This window comes from Gracilibacillus lacisalsi DSM 19029 (assembly GCF_000377765.1).
Taxonomy (GTDB): domain Bacteria; phylum Bacillota; class Bacilli; order Bacillales; family Amphibacillaceae; genus Gracilibacillus; species Gracilibacillus lacisalsi.
Genome location: NZ_KB898701.1, coordinates 1 through 1773, shown reverse-complemented (window position 1 = coordinate 1773; position 1773 = coordinate 1). Strand labels below are relative to the sequence as shown.

The following is a 1773-nucleotide window of genomic DNA, read 5'->3' as shown; positions in this document are numbered from 1 at the left end:
TGTCTATTTTCCATTGTAGTTGGAAGTTGTATGGATTAATCATGTAGATCTTCTTCTTTCACGAACACACCATCACGCATTTCGCCTTTACGGTCTTTGATTTCTTCATAGGCTTGTTCTGCACAACCTTCAATACTTATGCCTAACTGCATGGATAGTATGGTTAATACTACGTGCATGTCGCCAATAGAATCATAAATTTTCCATTCATCGCCCCTTGCCATCGCCGAACACAGCTCCCCGAATTCCTCACCCAATTTAAGCACTTGCTTGTTCGGATCTGCTTCATGCAAATTACGATCGATTGCCCATTGTTTTATTTGATCTGTTGTTTCGTTTAAGTTCATATCCTCCAACTTCTCTTATTTGTTTTAAACTAAACTTGCATCCATTACGATTATTCCGTTTACTCCTATTAGTTCTTCTTTCTCCCCTGGTGTCATTAACCGTCCTTCTAAGTCGTTTATACCTATCATTTTTCCTCTTACATATTCTTCCGATTTCACTTCTAAAGTTGCATAAAAAGATTCTTCATCATCTACATCTGCCACCACTTCTTCATAAAATCCTTTAGCTTGTTCTTCATCTTCTGCTCTGATAATTGCATAATATGGATCGTATGTTTCGTAAAAATAATGCGTCATTTTTATTTCCCCCTCTCTTATTTGTTTTGTAATAATTCATTGATTAACTCCTTGCCTTTTTCGGCATCTTCTTTGTAGTGATCCACGATTTCAAATCCTTGTAATAAATCCGTGGTAATATCAATCATAAAATCTGCTTCGCTTTCTGTGGCCATATGATGTAATGCGTATAAACCTTCCTCATACCGTTTGTTTTGTTGTTCTAAATCTTTAACGAGATCAATAATAATATTTACAACACTTTCACCAAGCCTGTTAGTTCTGCCATTAAGAAAATAGTGTAACTGTGCATAATCTTTAGCGTCCTGTTTTCTTAGCATTTCTAACTCCTGCTTTTCTTCTGCTTGTTGTATAAGCCAATCGATATCCATACCCTTTAACGTATAATCGCACCAGTGTTTCTTTATCTCTTCCAACCGTTCCTGATCGTACAATCTGATCACTCCTTCAACATTTTAAAAACTCCAACTGCTCTTGAACCGCGTAAAACCGAACCATCTTCAAACTGCACATAAGCTTCTTTCCTTTGACCATGACCACAACAAGCATTCATGACACCTGGTAAAGTTCCTAAACATGCGTCATGTCCTTCTGGTGTGGCGTGCATTCCACAATGTCCGCATGGTCTTTCTGTATGTGTTTTTACAGTTGATTCTTTAGTGTCACAATAGACCCATTCTTTGCCGTTCCATTCGATCGGATGACCTCTTAAATGTGATGAAGCTACCAAATGATCACTCCTATAATTAATACTTAAACTGTATATCTGATCCTTGTTCTTTTAAAGATTTGTTTATTTTACAAGTCATAATAAACGCACCTAGATGCAAACCAATCACTATACCGAACATTCCGAACATTATTAATCCATGCCAACTAAATAAATCCAACATATAATCACTCCTTATTCATACTTCGGCTTCCTACTACCAGGCGGAAGTTTAGCAGCATCTTCATAATTCCAACCTCTATATTGCATTCTGTCGTAATAAGTCCTTGCTGGAATACCGTTTTCTTTAGCAATCTTTAAATAACGTTTATATAAACGTTTGTTTAACTTTCGCATAAGATCACCTCACTGTACTTGCCATCCATCTCTCAGCCTGGCTTTCACTTCATGATTCTGAAG

Annotated in this window: 6 protein-coding genes; all 6 read right to left on the bottom strand. The window is 36.9% G+C overall.

Annotated elements, in window-relative coordinates; genetic code table 11:
• Window positions 1-35: 35 nt before the first annotated feature.
• Genes D569_RS0122150 through D569_RS24705 form a run of 6 tightly spaced genes read right to left on the bottom strand, consistent with a single transcriptional unit; the run spans window position 36 to window position 1710 of the window.
• Window positions 36-347 (bottom strand): MazG-like family protein, encoded by a 312-nt coding sequence (locus tag D569_RS0122150; RefSeq protein WP_018934614.1) that lies wholly within the window; start codon window positions 345-347, stop codon window positions 36-38.
• A gap of 24 nt (window positions 348-371) precedes the next feature.
• Entirely contained in the window at window positions 372-644 is a 273-nt protein-coding gene (locus D569_RS23355) for a hypothetical protein (protein WP_018934613.1), read from the bottom strand.
• A gap of 17 nt (window positions 645-661) precedes the next feature.
• Window positions 662-1078, bottom strand: coding sequence for a hypothetical protein (locus D569_RS0122140; RefSeq protein WP_018934612.1), 417 nt, complete (start codon window positions 1076-1078; stop codon window positions 662-664).
• A gap of 5 nt (window positions 1079-1083) precedes the next feature.
• Complete coding sequence (locus D569_RS0122135) at window positions 1084-1374, bottom strand: hypothetical protein (protein WP_018934611.1); 291 nt, start codon at window positions 1372-1374, stop codon at window positions 1084-1086.
• 16 nt (window positions 1375-1390) lie between these two features.
• Window positions 1391-1537, bottom strand: coding sequence for a hypothetical protein (locus D569_RS24545; protein WP_018934610.1), 147 nt, complete (start codon window positions 1535-1537; stop codon window positions 1391-1393).
• Between the two features lie 11 nt (window positions 1538-1548).
• On the bottom strand, window positions 1549-1710 hold the full coding sequence (locus D569_RS24705) for a hypothetical protein (protein ID WP_018934609.1): 162 nt from the start codon (window positions 1708-1710) through the stop codon (window positions 1549-1551).
• Window positions 1711-1773: the final 63 nt, after the last annotated feature.

Bases quoted from the DNA above. Each gene is read 5' to 3' on its own strand.
- D569_RS24545 (WP_018934610.1), bottom strand. From the start codon at position 1,537: ATGTTGGATTTATTTAGTTGGCATGGATTAATAATGTTCGGAATGTTC.
- D569_RS23355 (WP_018934613.1), bottom strand. From the start codon at position 644: ATGACGCATTATTTTTACGAAACATACGATCCATATTATGCAATTATC.
- D569_RS0122150 (WP_018934614.1), bottom strand. From the start codon at position 347: ATGAACTTAAACGAAACAACAGATCAAATAAAACAATGGGCAATCGAT.
- D569_RS24705 (WP_018934609.1), bottom strand. From the start codon at position 1,710: ATGCGAAAGTTAAACAAACGTTTATATAAACGTTATTTAAAGATTGCT.